We start from the raw sequence: 1986 nt of genomic DNA, 5'->3' as shown, positions 1-1986 counted from the left end.
CTCCCGGCGCATCGCCCGGGAGCTCGGGCGCGGACTGCACCGGCTGGCCGCGGCCCTGTGGCCCCAGGCTCCGGGTCTGCGGGCGCTGGGTCTGCAGTCTCTGGGTCAGACAGGGGGCTCGGTGTCCGAGCGTGTCGCCCCGCCGCGACCGCTGGTGCTCGGGGCCGTGGCGGCCCACGTCGGCCTGGGTGCGGAGGAGCTCATGCGTCTGGCCGTCTATGACGACGTCGCCTCCGCCGCGGCCGCCCTGCTGAAACTGGATCCCGGTGATCCCGTGGAGGCCATGGCGATGGTGCTGCAGGCCTGCCGCGCCGCCGAGCCTGCGGTGCAGGCGCTGGCCGGGATCACAGCCGCCGGGCAGATCCCGGCGCCCAGCGCACCCCAGACCGAAGAATGGATCGAAGCACACACACTCACCACCAGGAGCTCTTCCGTGCCTGAGCACCACCATTCGCCCGTGTCCACCTCTGCACCCGCGCTCTCGTCCCCGCGCGCCCTGCGGCTCGGCGTCGCCGGCCCGGTGGGCACCGGCAAGTCCTCACTCATCGCGCTGATCTGCCGGGCGCTCGGCGAGGAGCTGCGGCTGGGCGTGATCACCAATGACATCTACACCGACGAGGACGCCCGGTTCCTCCGCTCGGCCGGCGTGCTGGAGCCTGAGCGCATCCGGGCGGTGGAGACCGGGGCCTGCCCGCACACGGCCATCCGCGACGACGTCACCGCCAATCTCCTGGCGGCCGAGGACATCGAACGGGACTTCTCCCCGCTGGACGCCGTGCTGATCGAGTCCGGTGGCGACAATCTCACCGCCACGTTCTCGCCCGCCCTGGTGGACGCACAGATCTTCGTGCTCGACGTCGCCGGCGGCGGTGACGTCCGCCCGCAAGGGCGGCCCCGGCATCGGGCGGGCCGATCTGCTGGTGGTCAACAAGACCGACCTGGCCCCGCATGTCGGGGTGGACGTCGCCCAGATGGTCGCCGACGCGGAGCAGGCGCGCGAAGGGCGCGCCGTGCTGGCCCTGTCCCGGGAGGATGCCGACTCCGTGCAGGCCCTGCGCCGCTGGGTGCTGCAGGTGCTGGCCGCGCACCGCAGCGGCGAGCATGTGCCGCAGGACCCGGGCCCCATGGCCCCGCATTTCCACGCTGATGAGGAGCACCCCGAGGGCGGGTATGTGCACTCTCACCACTGAGCCGCAGCACTGGCCGGTGACACCGCCCGAGAGCCGCATATCGGAGGTCGGCTGAGATGCGCATCGCCGTGGCCGCAGGCGGACCCCGGGCCCGGGTGGAGCTGGTGGTGGGCTCGCTGGCTCCCCGGCTGATCTCCCGGGGGGCACGGCACGTCCACGTCGGCGTGACTGCGGCCGAGATGCTGCTGCTCGACGGCGACACGGTGGAGGTGTCTGTGCAGGTGGGGCCCGGGTGCGTGCTGCACATCGAGGACATCGGCGGCACCGTCGCCTATCCCCGCCGGAACGTCGCTGACCTGGCGAGCCCTCCGGCGCGCTGGCTGCTCGACCTCCAGGTCGCCCGCGGCGGGGTGCTCCTGTGGCAGGGGCTGCCCTTCGTCTCGCCGGCGCCGCGACGTCGTACGACACACCACGCTGACGCTGGCCGAGGACGCCCGGGCCGTGCTGCGCGAGACCCTGGTGCTGGGCCGCCACGGGGAACGAGGCGGACGGGTGCGGTCCGGGCTGGAGATCCACGACGACGGCGGTCCGGTGCTGCTGGAGGAGCTCACCGTCGACGGTGAGCGCCCCGAACCGGGTGTGCTCGGCGACCGACGAGTCGCGGACACCCTGCTGGCGGCGGGCTTCCGGCCTCCTTCCGAGCAGGGAGACCTGCGGCTGGAGGCCCCCGGGGCGCTCGCCCGCCACCTGGGCTCCGCCACGCACGACTCGCCGCTGGACGAACGGTTCCAGCGCTGGGCCGCAGCCGCGGAGTCGTGACCACCCGGCCTCAGGGACCGCACACGACGACGCCCGG

The 1986-nt window shown here is 73.6% G+C and carries 1 protein-coding gene and 2 pseudogenes; all 3 read left to right on the top strand.

Features of this window, described 5'->3' with window-relative positions; genetic code table 11:
* Positions 1–10: 10 nt before the first annotated feature.
* Positions 11–241 (top strand): annotated as a pseudogene (locus BCY76_RS19755) (urease accessory UreF family protein); the annotation flags it as partial.
* Positions 242–433: 192 nt separating this feature from the next.
* Positions 434–1190: pseudogene (gene ureG, locus BCY76_RS17160) on the top strand (urease accessory protein UreG).
* A 441-nt stretch (positions 1191–1631) separates the two neighbouring features.
* Complete coding sequence (locus BCY76_RS20160) at positions 1632–1949, top strand: hypothetical protein (protein ID WP_085437968.1); 318 nt, start codon at positions 1632–1634, stop codon at positions 1947–1949.
* Positions 1950–1986: the final 37 nt, after the last annotated feature.

It is taken from the genome of Nesterenkonia sp. PF2B19 (assembly GCF_001758425.2).
GTDB classification, from domain to species: Bacteria; Actinomycetota; Actinomycetes; order Actinomycetales; family Micrococcaceae; genus Nesterenkonia; species Nesterenkonia aethiopica.
This window is presented reverse-complemented; position numbering and strand designations above follow the sequence as displayed.